The organism is Exiguobacterium sp. Leaf187 (genome assembly GCF_001423925.1).
In the GTDB taxonomy this organism is placed as follows: Bacteria; Bacillota; Bacilli; order Exiguobacteriales; family Exiguobacteriaceae; genus Exiguobacterium_A; species Exiguobacterium_A indicum.
In genome coordinates this window covers 43,521-60,398 of sequence record NZ_LMPR01000009.1, presented here as the reverse complement: position 1 = coordinate 60,398, position 16,878 = coordinate 43,521, and the positions used below count along the sequence as shown (strand labels likewise).

At 51.1% G+C, this 16,878-nt stretch carries 14 protein-coding genes; all 14 read right to left on the bottom strand.

What is annotated here, in order from left to right; genetic code table 11:
* Window positions 1-8: 8 nt before the first annotated feature.
* The 14 genes from mutS to rny all read right to left on the bottom strand — a co-directional run bounded on the left by mutS (window position 9) and on the right by rny (window position 16,825).
* Window positions 9-2,540, bottom strand: coding sequence for a DNA mismatch repair protein MutS (mutS, locus tag ASF99_RS04230; RefSeq protein WP_055967119.1), 2,532 nt, complete (start codon window positions 2,538-2,540; stop codon window positions 9-11).
* Window positions 2,541-2,602: 62 nt separating this feature from the next.
* Window positions 2,603-3,040, bottom strand: coding sequence for a RicAFT regulatory complex protein RicA family protein (locus ASF99_RS04225; protein ID WP_023467714.1), 438 nt, complete (start codon window positions 3,038-3,040; stop codon window positions 2,603-2,605).
* Between the two features lie 111 nt (window positions 3,041-3,151).
* Window positions 3,152-3,979 carry a DNA-3-methyladenine glycosylase family protein gene (locus tag ASF99_RS04220; protein ID WP_023467713.1) on the bottom strand — a complete coding sequence of 276 codons (828 nt, stop codon included), beginning with the start codon at window positions 3,977-3,979 and terminating at the stop codon, window positions 3,152-3,154.
* Complete coding sequence (locus ASF99_RS04215) at window positions 3,976-5,244, bottom strand: DUF445 domain-containing protein (RefSeq protein ID WP_055967116.1); 1,269 nt, start codon at window positions 5,242-5,244, stop codon at window positions 3,976-3,978. Before ASF99_RS04215 ends, ASF99_RS04220 begins: the two co-directional genes overlap by 4 nt.
* A 105-nt stretch (window positions 5,245-5,349) precedes the next feature.
* Window positions 5,350-5,637: a hypothetical protein gene (locus ASF99_RS04210; RefSeq protein ID WP_029341204.1), complete on the bottom strand. Its 288-nt coding sequence runs from the start codon at window positions 5,635-5,637 to the stop codon at window positions 5,350-5,352.
* Between the two features lie 124 nt (window positions 5,638-5,761).
* Complete coding sequence (locus tag ASF99_RS04205) at window positions 5,762-7,216, bottom strand: phytoene desaturase family protein (RefSeq protein WP_055967113.1); 1,455 nt, start codon at window positions 7,214-7,216, stop codon at window positions 5,762-5,764.
* The gene (locus ASF99_RS04200; RefSeq protein ID WP_055967110.1) at window positions 7,213-8,847 is read right to left on the bottom strand and encodes an alpha/beta hydrolase; all 1,635 of its coding nucleotides are present in this window, start codon (window positions 8,845-8,847) and stop codon (window positions 7,213-7,215) included. Before ASF99_RS04200 ends, ASF99_RS04205 begins: the two co-directional genes overlap by 4 nt.
* Before the next feature lie 127 nt (window positions 8,848-8,974).
* Window positions 8,975-10,150, bottom strand: a complete 1,176-nt coding sequence (locus ASF99_RS04195; RefSeq protein WP_055967107.1) for a glycine C-acetyltransferase — start codon at window positions 10,148-10,150, stop codon at window positions 8,975-8,977.
* On the bottom strand, window positions 10,150-11,238 hold the full coding sequence (tdh, locus tag ASF99_RS04190) for an L-threonine 3-dehydrogenase (protein WP_023467708.1): 1,089 nt from the start codon (window positions 11,236-11,238) through the stop codon (window positions 10,150-10,152). The genes ASF99_RS04195 and tdh overlap by 1 nt, the downstream gene beginning before the upstream one ends.
* A gap of 99 nt (window positions 11,239-11,337) precedes the next feature.
* Entirely contained in the window at window positions 11,338-12,204 is an 867-nt protein-coding gene (locus tag ASF99_RS04185; RefSeq protein ID WP_023467707.1) for a 2-oxoacid:ferredoxin oxidoreductase subunit beta, read from the bottom strand.
* The gene (locus ASF99_RS04180; protein ID WP_055967103.1) at window positions 12,191-13,939 is read right to left on the bottom strand and encodes a 2-oxoacid:acceptor oxidoreductase subunit alpha; all 1,749 of its coding nucleotides are present in this window, start codon (window positions 13,937-13,939) and stop codon (window positions 12,191-12,193) included. The genes ASF99_RS04185 and ASF99_RS04180 overlap by 14 nt, the downstream gene beginning before the upstream one ends.
* A 189-nt stretch (window positions 13,940-14,128) precedes the next feature.
* A complete protein-coding gene (locus ASF99_RS04175) occupies window positions 14,129-14,389 on the bottom strand; it encodes a stage V sporulation protein S (protein ID WP_023467705.1) in 261 nt (86 codons plus the stop codon).
* A gap of 29 nt (window positions 14,390-14,418) precedes the next feature.
* Complete coding sequence (locus tag ASF99_RS04170; RefSeq protein ID WP_023467704.1) at window positions 14,419-15,213, bottom strand: TIGR00282 family metallophosphoesterase; 795 nt, start codon at window positions 15,211-15,213, stop codon at window positions 14,419-14,421.
* A 49-nt stretch (window positions 15,214-15,262) separates the two neighbouring features.
* Window positions 15,263-16,825 (bottom strand): ribonuclease Y, encoded by a 1,563-nt coding sequence (gene rny / locus ASF99_RS04165; RefSeq protein WP_023467703.1) that lies wholly within the window; start codon window positions 16,823-16,825, stop codon window positions 15,263-15,265.
* Between the last annotated feature and the right edge of the window lie 53 nt (window positions 16,826-16,878).

The window sequence follows — 16,878 nt, the reverse complement described above, 5'->3', positions numbered from 1 at the left end:
CATTCTCCTCACTTTCTCGCTTCGGCTTGTAGACGATACAGCGTATTCAATGCCTCGAGCGGCGTCATATTGATCAAATCAAGACTCGCCATCGTCTCTCGCAGAGGATCCGCATCTGAGAACAGACTGAGTTGATCAATCGGCTCCTCCTGAACAGGAGCTTTTACAGGTGCTGCGACCGGAACAGGCTCAGCCTGCTCGAACTCGGACAAGAGGACTTGCGCCCGTTCGATCAGACTATCTGGTAAATCAGCTAACCGCGCGACATGGATTCCGTATGATTGGTCGGCTTTTCCGTCGCGTACTTCATGCAAGAAGACGACACGCCCATCTTGTTCAACGGCACGGACGTGAACGTTCGCTAATCGATCAATCGATTCTTCGAGCACCGTCAGTTCATGGTAATGGGTCGAAAATAGCGTCTTCGCTCCGACATGCCGGGCGATGTGTTCAACGATCGCTTGTGCGAGTGCCATCCCGTCGTACGTCGAGGTCCCGCGACCGATTTCATCTAGCAGGATCAACGACCGGTCCGTTGCACGCGTCAACGCTTCTTGTGTCTCGACCATCTCGACCATGAATGTCGACTGTCCACTGACGAGGTCGTCTGCCGCCCCGATCCGGGTGAAGATTTGATCGAAGATCGGCAGTTCCGCTTGAGCAGCTGGTACGAACGAGCCGATTTGGTGCAATAGAGCAATCAATGCGAACTGTCGCATATAGGTCGATTTACCGGACATGTTCGGTCCAGTGATCAACAGCATCTCGCGTCCTTCGTTTAAGGTGATCCCGTTCGCGACGTATTCACCGCGCGGTAAGACTGTTTCGATGACCGGGTGACGTCCTTGCTGAATATCAACCGTTCGTCCCGTCGTCGTGATTGGTCGGACATAGTCGTGCGTTTCAGCAATCTCAGCTAGTGCGACGAGGACGTCGAGTTCCGCGATCCGGCGACTGACCCGTTGTAAGCTTTCGATGTGTCCTTTGACTTCATCGCGCACTCCACAGAAGAGATCGTACTCGAGCGTGACACTCTTCTCTTCCGCACCAAGGATTAATGCTTCTTTTTCCTTCAGTTCCGGTGTGATGTAACGCTCGGCATTGGCAAGTGTCTGCTTCCGTTCATACCGTCCTTCTGGCAACAGCTTGGCATTGGCTCGTGATACCTCGATGTAATAACCGAAGACGCGATTGTAGCCGATCTTCAACGTCTTGATGCCGGTTGCTGCCCGTTCACTGGCTTCAAGTGTCGCAAGCCATGTCTTTCCGTCTTTTGAGGCGACGAGTAACTCGTCGAGATCTGCTGAATAGCCAGCCTTAATCATTCCGCCCTCTTTCGTTGAGATTGGTGGTGCTTCAACGAAAGCACGATCGAGCAAATCGCTCAATTCGTCGTGCGGATCGAGTCCGAGACTGAGCTGACCAAGACGTTCGCTCATCATCTCCTCGAGCGCTGATTGAATGCGGGGAATCAGCCGTAAAGTCGACTTCAATTGAACGAGGTCGCGCGCTGAAGCCGTACCGTAACCGACTTTTGCGACGAGTCTCTCGAGATCATAGACTTCGCGTAACGTATCTTTTAATTGCTGACGTTCGAAGTAGTGTTGCAACAATTCCTCGACAGCGTCGAGCCGCTCGGTGATCACGCGTTCCGATAACAAAGGTTTTTCAAGCCAGCGTTTCAACATCCGTCCGCCCATCGCTGTACCTGTCACGTCAAGTAAACCAAGCAACGAACCCTTTTTATCTCCTGTCCGTGCCGAGCGGACGAGCTCGAGATTCTTGACCGTATTCGGCTCGAGTTGCATGAAGTCGCTCGCTTCATAGACGACAGCAGGTTGTAGATGTGTCAACGCTCGTTTTTGTGTATCGTGCATGTAGGCATAGAGGACCGCAAAGGCTTCCGCTTGGGCTGTATCAATCGCACGATCCCCGTGCGGATGCGATTCGCGCCGAGAACTACGCGTCAGTGGAATCCGTAAGTGTGCGAGCGCTGTCTCATGTTCCTCTGTCGTGACGATGATTTCCCGTGGCAGGATGATGCTCAGTTCTTTGACCACACCGTCGAGTGTCGCAACGCTAGTCAAGGCACTCTCACCGGTCGAGACATCACCGCGAGCAATCCCAAAGCGACCGTCCTGTTCGACGACCGCGACTAAGTACCGATTCTCTTTTTCCGTCAAGGCGGACATCAACGTTCCCGGTGTGATGACTTGGATGACTTCGCGTTTGACGAGTCCTTTCGTCAACTTCGGATCCTCGACTTGATCACAAAGCGCCACTTTATAACCACGCTCGATCAACTGTTCGATGTAGCCGTTCGCTGCGTGATGGGGCACGCCACACATCGGAATCGGATGTTCCGCGTTCTTGCCGTTTTTCGCCGTCAGCGTCAACTCCAGTTCATGAGCGACTTTCTTGGCATCCTCAAAGAATAATTCGTAAAAATCACCGAGTCGATAAAACAAAAAGGCATCCGGATAATCCGCCTTGATCGAGAAGTATTGTTTCATCATCGGAGTGTTGTGTACTGCTTCCATTCTTCCACCTCATTCGTAGAAAAAGCCGACGGATGTCCGTCGGCTTTTCGTTCATTTCGTGATTAGTAGCCGCAACCGCCGCTTTTGTTTTCTGCTTCCATGCCGCTACCTGTCTTACCAGCGAGAACATCTCCGTCCGTCGCTTCGATGATTTGATCCGTAATCCCGTTCGAGATCGTCACCGTGATGTATTGGAGAAGTCCGTTGACTTCTTCTTGTGTTTCTTGGAACTGTTGGACGACAGGCATCTCATCGAGCTCAGCGAACAATTTATCGAGCTTCGCTTCGACACGTGCGAGTGCTTCTGTTTTGCCGTAATGTTGGCAGTTGACTGCCTCTTTTTGAAGGAACTTGATTTGTTTCATCATCTTTTGGACTTTTTCATTCCCATTGATGTTGGCTTCTGCCGCTTTAAATCGTTCTACTTCCGGTGTCTCTGAAATCATTTTGGCGATTTCATTGGCTTTTTCGATGATTTGTTCATCTGTATACATCCACATTCGTCCCCTCTATTGTTAGCGAACACGTCGCTTCCCTTAGCATTCTGAACGATTCCTCGTTCTGTCGCATTCATTATACCGTTCTCGCGATAGAGTGACAAGAATAGTTCCTTATTCAATCGAACGCCATAATAGATAGGCGGCGTGACTACGGACAGGGGCAAATTCCTCCGCCAGTCGCGTCGCTTCTTCCACCGTCGGTCGGTAACCGAGCAACCGTTCGAAAGCCCGTAATATCCCGATGTCCGATGCCGGAAAAAGGTCCGGACGACCGTATCCGAACATCAGGACGTTTTGGACCGTCCATGGTCCGACGCCTTTCAGTGCAATCAACGTCTCAGCGATTTCTGCATCATCAGCTGACGTCAATGCATCATAATCAATCGTTGCTGTCGCTACGCCAAGCAGATAATCGACTTTACGTCCTGATAGTTGCAGAGCAAGCAAGTCTTCGCGACGCGCAGTTGCTAATTGACGCGGTGTCGGCGGAAGGATGATCCCGTCCTTGACCGTTCCGAATGTTCGAAAGACACGTTCCGTCAACGTATGGGCAAATGAGAGGTTGATCTGTTGATGAATGATCGAGCGAATCAAGGCCGTGAACGGTGAATGATCAAGCACGAGTCGTTCATCGCCGAACCGTTCGACGATCGCGTGTAACGACGTCGCCTTGAGACGCTGCGCAGGATTTGGCTCATTGAGTCGAAAGCGTCGATTGAGTTGCGTCAGCACCGCTGTTTGCGGTCCTGAACCGTCAATCCGTAACGTGTAACCATCGATGGCTTCCATCGTCGTGATGTATGCCTGATCGTTGATGAAGATCGGAACGACGAGTCGCCCATCCTGTTCGATTTGTAACGGGTCTTCCGTCAAACGAGATACGATTCCTTTAAAATCAAATGCTTCCGACAACGTCACATCATGCGTCCACCGGCTCATCCGACGAACACCTTGATCGCACCGAGAATCAAACCGATGATGAATCCACACAATGCCCCGTTGACCCGAATCCATTGCAAGTCACTGCCGACCTTATCCTCGATCATATGAATCAGTGTCTCCGTATCGAACCGGTTTAAGTTCTCGCGGACGAGTCCACCGATTTTTTGGTGATTTTGTTCGACGAAACGAACGAGTTGCTCCTTCATCCATTGATCACTGCTATCTTTGAACGTCGGATGCTGTTCCCAGTCGTCTAAAGCGCGCGAAAGCATCGGCATCGCCCGTTCCGTCCAGAAGGCATCTGACGTCAAGTAGCGTTCGAGTTCGATCAAACCAGCATCATACGCGCGTTCAATGACCGGAACGAAGTCAAACCGGTCGACCTCGCTTGCCTTCCAAGCATCGATTTTTGCTAGACGCTCTTCATCAATCGATAACTGTGCCAGATTACGACGCAGATGATCAAGAATCGCTAAACGATTCGGGTGATGGACGTGTCGCATATCTTGAATGACCGTCAACAAGACACCTTGAATGACAAGACTGAGTTTTTCTTCTGAATAGACTTTTTGGACGGTTCGCGCTGTCACCCGCAAGAACGTATTCTTTTCTTGGTCGATCATCGCCGTATAGGCAAGGCGCCCAATCTGGTCTCGGATGACGGGGTCTTCGAGCAGACGTTGCCCATAACCGAGTAACTGATCCATCAGCCACTCGTCGAGTCGACGTTCCTCATTTAACTCCATCGCCCGTACCGCCAGCCGTTTTGACGGATACGCTTTGATCGTCTCCGTCAACCGTGTATTCGCAAACTCAAGAATCGCCTCTTTCGGTAATTTCCGGATCAGACCGACCAATAGTTCGGTAACGGTCGCTCGAAAAGCAGGCAGAACGAGAATCGAACGTAAGATTTTGATGACACGGTCTGCGAGCGTCATATGCTGGAGCTTCGCGACGATACTCTCTTTATTGAGCAAGTCCGTCTCGAGCATATGAACGATTGATTCGATGACCCGTTCCCGATTTTTCGGCAACAGGTTCGTATGGGGAATCTTTAAGCCGAGCGGATGGCGAAACAATGCCGTGATCGCAAACCAGTCGGCAATCCCACCGACGAGTCCGGCTTCAAAACCACTCTGGAGCCAAAAGACCCACGCATTTTCTTTAAATGGCAATGAGACGACGAATCCGACCGCCATGAAAATCAACGAGACGGTCGCAAGCCGCCGTGTCGATGTTTTAGGTTGTTCAAGTGATGACACATCGTTTCCTCCTTCAACTGAGTCACTTATCTACCTTACGAACGGGACAAGGATTAGGTTTCGACACGAAAGAGCCCCAGTCATCGACTGGGACTCCCTATGTACTTAAAACGTGTATTCACCAAAACGGTCGCCATCCCATGTCGCGGTTGCCGTTGAGACAAAATAGACCAGTCCGTTGCCGAATGTATTTTCCATTAATGAAACGAGTTGTTGACCATTCGTCTGCTCGACGAACGCTAATCGGACTTCCTCTTTCCCTTGATAAATCCGTTCGTAAACGCTTAAACCGCGTGCATTGAGAAACGTACGCGCCGACTCGAATTGAATCGGACCGACTTCAGGTCGTCGTTCCTGAATGAACGACTGACATTTTTGCTCGAATGTCTCCATGGTTCTTCACTCCTTCTCTCTTTCTGTTCATGGATATCATGTTCCCGACTCTTCCTCATCATAATCCTCAAATGTGAAAAAAGCGACAGATGCGTCGCTTCTTTCATCATTTTACGATGATTTCTCATAATCTGACATCAAACTGTCGGGCAACATGAATCGCAGACGTCGTCGCCCCGATAGTCCCGGCACCCGGAAAGATCGTGTCGCCGATCGCAAAGAAGTGATCGATGCCCGTACGAAACGGCGCTGCGAACAAGAGACTCGTACTCGGACGTTGCGGATATCCCCCGACTCCACCGTCCGGACGGAACGTATAGCGAACCCACGCACCGGGTCCACCCGGATGACGTTCGATTGCCTGTTGACGGAAACCTGGAAACTGTTGTTCAAGAATGGCTTCGAAGATTGCCGACATCTTCTCGACTTGTTCGTCGTAGCGTTTCCGGTTCGTCTTATCGAACGTACCAATCGGAACATGACATGACATCGTCAGCGTCCGTTGACCGACTGGTGCACGTAATCGGTCGTCCGGACGGGAGAGGGAGATGAAGGCATGACCTGAAGGTAGGGAAGGATCATGGACTTGCCGGAATGCTTCATCAGACAAAATGATCGACTCCGGTATCGCCGCATAATACGTAAAGGTCGACCATTGCTGTAGCTTTTCCTGTCGCTGGTACGTCCGTCGTAACGTTCGTCGCATATCCGCGCTGACGACTTCCCGGATGCCTTCAAGCGGAACCGCACAGATGACCGCATCTGCAAGCATCAAGCGTCCGCGACGATCCTCGATCAAGAAACCATCCGGTGTCTTTCGAATCGACGTGACTTTTCGCCCAAGGAGACAGGTTGCCCCGCTCGCCTCTGCTGTCTCTTTCAATTGCTCGGCCAGTCGGTATAATCCACCTGGGACATAATAAGCACCTTCATGATAAATCGATAAGGCGACGGCTCCTAGTAAAGCAGATGCTTCCTGCCCTGTCTGCATGCTGTCGAGTAAGATCCCGTCGATCACTTGTGCGAACAGCGTATCCGCTAGTCGATGTTTGCGTAACAGATGACCAATCGTCAGCGGAAAATATGGTAAGAGGACGACACTTTTCGTATGACGAACTAACCGCCGGACGTCGGCTAAATCTTGAAGTGGCAATGCCGGCAGTTCTGCCATCAGTGGACGAATTGCCTCGTGTATCTGCTCGATTTCAGCAAAGAATGCCCGAATCGACGATGCTTGCTCCGGAAAATGTGACGTCAATTCGGTTAGAAACACATCGCGATTTTGATAATAATGAATCAATCGTCCTTCGATGCGAATCGTCATGACGACGTCGAGTGGCTCGACCTGGTGCGTCACTCCGAGATGATCGAGCACACGGGCATGAATGCCACCCGGTTCAAATCCCATCCCAAGGGTCGCTCCAACTGGATACGTCAAGTCCCGGCGCGTGAACTTCCCGGCTGATCCTCCCCATTCACGGCTTCCCTCAAGTACCGTGACGGCATGACCTTCTTGTGCAATCAATGCAGCAGCCGTTAGACCGGCAATTCCTCCGCCGACGATGACGACCTGTTTCATGATGGTTCCTCCTCCGTGACTCGATTTTCTTTAAACAGGAAATTGCGGATTTCGCGGAAGACCGGCTCCCGGCGATGAATCGTGAAGTGATCATACTTATAGGATTTCGTCTGGATGTTATCCGTGTAGTTCTCGAGTGCAAACGAACTATTTAACGAAATCAGATTGAAGTCGCCTCCTTTGGCACCAAACGAATAGACGAGTACGTCGCGTGGCCACGTCTCAAGCCTTTGGGTCAGATTGTTCATCGCTGGTGAGCCCTTCGCAAGATCGCGTATCGCAGGACTGTTCGTATTCGTGCCAAGTGGCGCAAGTGTCAATCCGAGTTTCGCGTAATCCGAACCGGCGATCGGTGAGTCGAGCGTCACGACTTTTCGGACGTGATACGGCATCTCCTCTTGTACCGTGTAGGCGACGACATCGACACCACCCATGCTGTGCCCAACGAGCTGAATATCGGCAAAGGTCGCTTTTTGTTTCGCATCGTAAGCTGCAATCGCCGCATTCAACCACTTTTGCTGATCGGCAAGACTTGCCTCATCATCTGCGAAGACGATTCGGACAAGTGGGTAGCCCGTCGGCGAGGGTTTGACGCTACAGGTTGCTTTTCCGGAACGAGTCACGTCACATCGACCACCATCATCGGCGACTTTTTTATTCGTGAAGTTTTGAATCATCGGCACGAACGTCCGCTCCGTTCCGAATAACCCGTGGACGAGGAACGTCGGCACGATTTCACTCTTTCCTTGCGTGACGATCTGACGCGTTGGTGGCGGCGCACTTGACGTATCTTCCGCGAACACCCACCACGCTCCTCCCCCGACGATCAAACAGACGAGGAGCGAGATGCTGATCGTCTTCAACTGTTGCCGGCGCAAACGACGGACACGGTGAAAGACCCAGTAGAGGAATAATCCGACACCGATTAATAACACGATACCGGTAATGATCCAACCTGTCGGATTCGGTACATACGCAATCAACTGTAGCTGGTTGGCTTTCGTTCCGTATAATTTCCATGACACATCATGGTAATTCGACCAGTCGATCTTTTCTCCATTTTGGAGACCAATGACTTTCGGACCGTGGAGCTTGATCTCAATATCGGCTTGACGGATATACCGATCGGCGAGTTTCTTGACATGTCCTGTCGGTTGATAGCCTTTGATATTCAAACGATCGATACTGAGATCGATGTTCGTATCCAGTCGATACGTATCAAACCAAAAACCATCCGATTTTTTCATGTCGAACTTCGTATCAGGTGGAATGAGAATCCCACCGATACCTGTCTTCCATTCGTCCTTGATCGATGTCATGTCCTTGAAGTTCGCGAATGTCTTCTGCATCCGGATCCCTTCATAGTCATCCTTCGTCTTGAACGTCTTCGCTGCATAGCCGTTCTTTTCTGCCTGTTTGACATAACTATTCCAATTCGGATTTAGGTTCAGTAAACGCGCCACTGGGTGTTCCTTTGCGGCATATGTCGTCTTTAAGGTGACACTTTGATCGGTATGGATCGTCGCATCATATTGGATGCGAATACAACCCCCAAGGAGCAGCGTCAGCATCAAAAATGAGAGCAAAATCCCTTTCTTCTTCGTACTCATTAGGTCACATCCTTTCCTCATCTGTTATTCCCTATCTTGCAAAAGTAAAAACGGTCGACGTTGATTCTTTCGTCATGACGCACTTCAGGCAGTGGGTCATCGACCCACTGCCTGAAAGTATGCGGACGCATTTCGTCCGTGATCGATATCAACCGATCAAGTTTAATTCACGACCGACTTTTTCGAAAGCTGCAAGCGCCGTCGTTAAATCTTCACGCGTATGTTCCGCCGTCACGATCGTCCGGACACGTGCTTTTCCTTTTGCAACCGTCGGGAAGGCGATGCCTTGAGCAAAGATACCTTCTTGACGTAAGCGGTCCGACAACTCGTGGCAACGTGCTTCATCCCCGACGATGACAGGTGTGATCGGCGTCGTCGACGTTCCGATGTCGAATCCAAGATCCCGGAGTCCTTGTTTAAAGAATTCCGTGTTTTCCCACAGACGATCGAAGAGTTCCGTCTCTTCCTCCATGACACGGAGCGCTTCCCGGTTCGCTTCGACGACTGCTGGTGGATGTGATGTCGAGAACAAGAACGGACGTCCTTTATGGATCAGGTAATCTTTGACGTGCTGTTCACACGCGACGTATCCCCCGAGGACACCGATGGCTTTTGAGAGCGTACCAACTTGCAGGGCAACACGTCCGTCAAGACCGAAGTGATTGACCGTACCGCGTCCCGCTTTCCCAAGCACACCTGACGCATGGGCATCATCGACCATGACGAGTGCGTCATAACGCTCGGCTAATTCAACGATTTCCGGAAGTGGTGCAATGTTTCCGTCCATCGAGAAGACACCATCCGTGACGATGAGGCGCGTTCGCGCGTCTTGTGTTTCTTGTAAGGCCGCTTCAAGATCCGCCAAGTCGACGTGTTTATAGATTCGGCGTTTCGCTTTCGTTAGACGAATCCCATCGATGATCGAAGCGTGGTTCAACTCATCCGAGATGACGACGTCTTCAGGACCGAGAAGTGCCGATAAGACACCGAGATTCGTTGCGAATCCCGACTGGAAGACAAGTGCTGCTTCCGTATGCTTGAATGTCGCAAGTTCCCGTTCGAATGCTTGGTGCATCTCGAGTGTTCCGGCAATCGTCCGAACGGATCCTGTTCCAGCACCGAACGTGCGCGCCGCTTCCGCTGCTTGTTCAGCAAGACGCGGATGTGTTGCGAGTCCAAGGTAGTTGTTCGACGACAGTTGAATGAGTTCCTTCCCGTCAATCGTCACGCGGTTATGTTGCGCGCTCTCAAGTGCTACGAGGTTGCGGAACGTGCCCGCCTGTTTCATCTCTTCTAGTTCTGTCCGTAAGTGTTCAAATCCCATTAATTCGTCCCCCTTGGTTGTAATACGACTTTCCCGCATTTCCCTTGACGCATCAATTCAAATCCTTCTTCGAACCGCTCAAGCGGCAACGTGTGTGTGATCAACGGTCGGACATCGACTTTTCCGCTCGATAAGAAAGCAGAAACCTGGCTCCATGTCTCGTACATCTTCCGACCGGTGATCCCTTGGACCCGGACACCTTTAAAGACGACGTGGTTCGTCAAATCGATTTCGACCGGTTTGACCGGCAGACTGAGGATGTTGACGTCTCCACCTGCTGTCACCATCTCGAATGCTTGACGAATCGCAACCGGATGACCACTCATCTCACAGACGACATCAATCCCGTCGCCGTCCGTCATACGTTCAATTCGCTCTAACACATCGTCATGACGTGAATCGATGACGACATCCGCCCCCATCGTCCGCGCGAGTTCAAGACGATACGGATTGACGTCAATCGCAACGACTTCCGCCGCACCAGCTGCTTTAGCGACGGAGACCGCCATCAGACCAATCGGACCACAACCGACGATTGCGACCGTTTTTGCACTGACATCGCTCGCGAGAACCGTATGGACGGCATTGCCCATCGGCTCTTGGATCGAGGCGATCCCTGCTGGCATATCTTCCGGGTTGACCCAAAGGTTTTCTTCCGGCATGACGACGTATTCCGCAAAACAACCTTGTGTATCGACACCGATGATCTTCGTGTTCTTACAGATGTGATATTGCCCACGTAGACACTGTTTACATTGATGACAGACGATATGCGTCTCCGCCGAGACACGGTCACCGAGCTTCAAACGTTTCGTGCCTTCTCCGAGCTCGACGACTTCGCCCGAGAACTCGTGACCGAAGACATACGGCGGATTGACACGCGAGGCTGCCCACGCGTCCCACTCATAGATATGAACGTCCGTCCCACAGATCGATGTTGCCTCGACTCGAATCAAGACTTCTCCACGACTCGGTACGGGTACCGGTACTTCTTTGAGTGCCGCACCGAACCCGCGTTCTTCTTTGACGAGTGCCCGCATCGTTTTCGTCGTTGTCGTCTCTTCTACCGTCGTTACTAATTTCGTCATCTTTCCCCGACTCCTTCGCGGAAGCTCACGTTTTTTTATATGTGGTGAACTTCCAAATGTTTAGCATCCCCAAAAAACCAAACACATCTTTCCTCTATCTTACATGAATTCTGCTGCCAGTTTACCGAATGTTTCTTCGTTCAGCTCAAGATCCGCATACGCGAGACCCGATTCTTGATACCCATCGATTTGTGACTGGTAATCAGGACGAGTTTCATCCTGATAGATCAATCCCATGACGAGTCCGTCGTGCGCATGAACAGTTTGTTTCGCAAGATCCAAGTTCGACGGATCATATCCTTCGATGTCGGACAGCTTCGTCAAGTTCTGTTTGAACCAATCGTACGTATTGACCTTGTTGAACGTGACACACGGACTGAAGACGTTGATGAAGGCAAATCCTTTATGTGCCGTCGCTTGCTCGATCAGTTGCGTCAAGCCCTTCAAATCGTTCGAGAAGCTTTGGGCAACGAACGTCGCGCCAGCCGTCAAGGCGAGTTCAACCGGTGAAACACTCTTTTCGATCGACCCTTTTGGAGTAGATTTCGTCTTGAATCCAGGTGCAGAAGTGGGTGATGTCTGCCCTTTCGTCAAGCCGTAAATCTGATTGTCCATGACGATGTACGTCATGTCGACATTGCGCTTGAATGCATGAATCGTATGTCCCATGCCGATTGCAAATCCATCACCGTCGCCACCAGACGCGATGACCGTCAATTCGCGGTTCGCCATCTTGACACCTTGGGCGATCGGAAGGGACCGTCCATGAACGCCGTGGAAGCCATACGTATTGATATAACCGGAAATCCGACCAGAACAGCCAATCCCGGAAATCAATGCCAACTCTTCTGGTTCGAGACCGACGTTCGCGACAGCACGCTGAATCGCTGCTTGAATCGAGAAGTCTCCACACCCTGGACACCAGTTTGGTTTGACATCGTTTCTAAAATCTTTAAAGGTTGCCATGATATACCCCTCCTACGACCTGCTCGACGACCTCTGCTGGGTAGAACGGGTCGCCATTGAATTTCAGGATATGCTCGATCTTCGATGCATGTCCACAGTTCATCTGGATCAGCTTCGCCAGTTGTCCCGTTGCGTTGTACTCGACGACGATGACTCGTTTTGCCCGCTCTAAGTGCGGCGTGACGAGCTCACTTGGGAACGGATGGACTTGACGGATATGCAAGTGATCAACCTTGATTCCTTGTGCTTCGAGTCGTGGCATGATCTCTTCGATCGTTCCACGTGTCGAGTTGAAACCGACGAATAAGATATCCGGTTCTGCATGATGCTCCGTTACGAGAACGGCATCCTGTAAGCGGAACGTGTTCAGCTTACGGAGTCGCTTCGTCATCTGATCGACTCGGTTCTTCGTCGCTTCCGACGGACGACCTTCCTCATTGTGCTCAACACCCGTTACATGATGAATCCCATGCTTGACGCCTGGAATGACACGTGGGCTGATCCCATCTTCCGTCACTTCGTAGCGTTTGAAGTACGCTTTTCCTTCAAGTTTCGGTAAGTCTTCCTGGATCAACTTCCCGCGTCGGATCTCAACGCGTGACATATCCGGTGGTTCGACCGATTGTTTTCCAAGAGACAGCATCAAATCCGTCAATAGAATGACAGGACACTGGTATTCCTCTGCGATGTTGAATGCCTCTGCTGCATCGTAGAACGCTTCCTCGACCGTTGACGGTGCCAAAACGACCTTTGGAATCTCACCATGCGTGCTGTAGATCATCGCCATCAGGTCAGACTGTTCCTGTTTCGTCGGTAGACCGGTTGACGGACCGCCCCGTTGTGTATCGACGATGACGAGCGGTGTTTCCGTCATCCCGGATAATCCGATCGCTTCCGCCATCAATGACAATCCTGGACCAGCAGACGCCGTCAAAGCACGGACACCTGCGTAGTTCGCACCGATTGCCATTGTGACTGCTGCCAGCTCGTCTTCCGTCTGGACGACCGTTCCGCCGAACTGCGGCAGTTTCTTGATTAAGTATTCCATGATCTCAGATGATGGTGTGATCGGGTAAGCCGCCATCAGACGCGCTCCACCGGCGATTGCACCAAGGGCGATCGCATCGTTTCCGATCATGAACATCCGTTGTTTTCCGTCAGCCGGTTCCAAGACGAACCGTTCGCCCTCTCCTGCAAGTGCTTCGAACGCTGCTGCTCCTTCACGGATTGCCGCTAAGTTTTTCTCGACCATGTCTGGACCTTTTCGACCGAAAATCTGTTCGACGACGGCTTGGAAACGTTCCGGTGCAATGCCGAGAATCGCGCTCGATGCACCGATCGCGACCATGTTCTTCATCAAGGCCGTACCGAGATCAGCTGCAATTTCCGTAAATGGAATCGCATACAAGGAAGCGCGTGCTTCGTCCGGATTCGTCGGATTGAATTTCGCATCCGCGATGATGATGGCACCTTGACGCAATTCATGGAAGTTAACATCGATCGTCTCTTGATCGAATGCGACCAAAATATCGAGATCATCGGAAATCGTCCGGACTTCCTGTGTCGCGACACGAATCTTATTGTTCGTATGTCCTCCCTTGATACGTGACGAAAAGTGACGGTAACCATACAGGTAATAGCCGAGTCGATTCAAGGCAATCGCAAAGATTTCGCCTGTTGATTCGATCCCTTCTCCCTGCTGACCGCCAACTTTCCATGATAACTGATTATACATCGACGTTCGCTCCTTCTCTGTCCCCTGAAATGATAGTTCTCTCTATCCTCCCTCATGATACCGATTTACCGGAAGTAGTACAATGCTCCCTCGGTGGAAAGGTGAGAAAATTTCGCAGGCGCAGCAAAAAGACCATCTACTCCAGTCGAGTAAATGGTCTACTTGCAAATAGGACCTATGTCCAATTCGTTATCGTGGTTCGATGATGAGTTTGATGGCGGTTCTCTCTTCCCCATCAATCAAAATGTCTGTGAAGGCTGGGATACAAATCAAGTCGATGCCAGAAGGCGCCACGAATCCGCGTGCGATGGCGACGGCTTTGACAGACTGATTGAGCGCTCCCGCACCAATGGCCTGAATCTCGACGGAACCTCTCTCTCGAATGACACCCGCGAGTGCACCTGCTACCGCGTTTGGATTCGACTTAGCTGATACTTTCAGGACGTCCATGCGTGTACCTCCCCATCCAGAAATGGCAATCAGTCGAAGAATACTGACTGATCCGTCAGATGAATCCGTTCAATCTTCGTTGCTTTTTTGGTTGTGTCATCGATATGAATCAAGACTCCATTAAGTTGTTCCCGTCCTTCGGCAACTTCAAACCGTGTTGGGAGCTGTGTCTTGAATTTTCGTAGGACATCTTCCTGGCGCATTCCGAGCACGCCGTTCAGCGGACCTGTCATCCCGACATCCGTGATGTAAGCCGTTCCTCCGTCAAGGACACGCTCATCTGCTGTCTGGACGTGCGTATGTGTGCCGACGACAGCTTGTACTCGACCGTCGAGGTGATAGCCCATCGCAATTTTCTCACTCGTTGCTTCCGCATGGACATCAACGAAGATGGCATCAACTTTTCCTTCGACTTCAGCAATCAGTGCATCGACGGTACGGAACGGGTCACCGAGTGGTGGTAAGAAGACCGTTCCTTGGACGTTGATGACGGCAATCTTTTTATTACCTGCTTTGACGATCATCATCCCACGACCTGGCGTGCCTTCCGGATAGTTCGCCGGACGGACGATTCGATCCGCGTCGTCGATCCAGTCAAAGATGTCGCGGTTATCAAACGTGTGGTTCCCCATCGTGATTCCGTGGAATCCGAGTTCAAGGAATTGATGATAGATCGACTTCGTGATGCCGCGTCCGTGTGCCGCGTTTTCGCCGTTGACGAGCATGACGTTCGGGTTATACTTCGCTTTCAGGCGTGCTGTGAATTGTTGCAGGATGTGTCGACCGGGTGCACCGACGACGTCTCCGATGAATAAAATCTTCATTGCTGTTCCTCCGTTCATTAAAAAAAGTGGCGGTCGCCCGCCACTCCACTTATTTCGCGTATTCGACTGCTCGTGTTTCCCGAATGACCGTGACTTTGATGTGTCCCGGATAATCGAGTTCTTCTTCGATTTTTTTCCGGATGTCACTCGCCATCTTGTGAGCCAGTACATCATCGACGACGTCAGGTCGAACGATGATACGGACTTCACGACCCGCTTGGATCGCAAATGATTTTTCGACACCGTCGAACGATTCCGAGATTTCCTCGAGGCGTTCGAGACGGCGGATATAACTTTCGAGTGTCTCTTGACGTGCACCTGGACGAGCAGCAGATAATGCATCCGCAGCTGCGACCAAGACGGAAATGACAGATGTCGCTTCCGTATCCCCGTGGTGGGACGCGATCGCATTGATGACGGTTGGATGCTCTTTGTACTTCGTACCGAGCTCGACTCCGATCTCAACGTGACTGCCTTCGACTTCGTGGTCGATCGCTTTCCCGATATCATGCAGAAGACCCGCACGCTTCGCAAGCGTGACATCTTCTCCAAGTTCAGCTGCCATCATACCTGCAAGGTGGGCAACCTCAAGTGAGTGATACAGGACGTTCTGTCCGTAACTCGTACGGTACTTCAAGCGACCGAGAATTTTGACAAGGTCCGGATGAATGCCGTGGATTCCGACATCATACGTCGCTTCTTCCCCGATTTCTCGAATCCGCTCGTCGACTTCACGACGGGATTTGTCGACCATCTCTTCAATACGGGCCGGGTGAATCCGACCATCCTGAACCAATTTCTCGAGCGCCATTTTAGCGACTTCGCGACGAATTGGGTCAAAACCAGACAAAATGACGGCTTCCGGCGTATCATCGATGATCAAGTCGATCCCAGTCAAGGTCTCGAGCGTACGGATGTTGCGGCCTTCCCGTCCGATGATCCGACCTTTCATCTCATCGTTCGGTAAGTTGACGACCGATACAGTCGTCTCTGCGATATGTTCAGCGGCGAACCGTTGAATCGCAAGTGACAAGATGTTACGTGCTTTCTTGTCGGCTTCTTCTTTTGCTTTTTGTTCGATTTCTTTTTGAAGAATGGCTGCGTCATGTAAAGCAGCCTGTTTCGTCTCATCCATGATGATCGTTCTTGCCTCGTCTTGCGATAAATTCGCGACGCGGACAAGCTCTTGACGTCCCTGTTCATACAGGTCCTCTACTTTGCGCTCTAGTTCTTCAGCTTGATGCTTCCGTTTCGCGATCTCTGCATCACGTGTATTGATTTGATCTTCCTTACGGTCGATAGCGTCAACACGGCGATCGAGTGTCTCTTCTTTCTGGAGCAACCGGGCTTCTTGTTTCGCTAGCTCTTGGCGACGTTCACGCAATTCTTTTTCCACTTCGTTACGAAGTTTGAATGCTTCATCTTTCGCTTCGAGTACTGCTTCTTTTTTCGTTGCCTCAGCCGATTCACGCGCACGTTCGACGATTTTGTTCGCTTCCGTTTCTGCGCCTTGAATTTTCGCTTCTGCAATCGATTTCCGCAAGAAGTAGCCTACGATGAATGCGATCAGCAAAGTGAGGAGAAGTATGACAATCCAAGTCAGTGTACTCATGGGTTCACCTCCCCTTTGCAAGGTGTTTCTTAGTTCATTTCGGTATTTCATCG